This is a genomic window from uncultured Dokdonia sp. (assembly GCF_947492535.1).
GTDB lineage: Bacteria > Bacteroidota > Bacteroidia > Flavobacteriales > Flavobacteriaceae > Dokdonia.
In genome coordinates this window covers 1-209 of record NZ_CANLNH010000070.1, presented here as the reverse complement: position 1 = coordinate 209, position 209 = coordinate 1, and the positions used below count along the sequence as shown (strand labels likewise).

1 protein-coding gene is annotated in these 209 nt (G+C 43.5%); it reads left to right on the top strand.

Annotation, left to right across the window (positions count from 1 at the left end; translation table 11 throughout):
• A partial coding sequence (locus Q1A60_RS21590) for an Ig-like domain-containing protein (RefSeq protein WP_299770823.1) occupies positions 1 to 209 on the top strand: 209 nt, incomplete at both ends.

The window sequence follows — 209 nt, the reverse complement described above, 5'->3', positions numbered from 1 at the left end:
GCCAATGGAACAGTAACGATCAATGCAGATGGAACTGTCACTTATACGCCAGATCCTGATTTTAATGGCACAGATACTTTTGATTATACAGTAGAGGTAACTAATGCGGATGGTTCTACGACAACAGAGACGGCAACGGTAGTGATCACAGTAGATCCAATCGCTGATGTTGATTCGATGAATGACACGGCAAGTACGGATGAGGATGT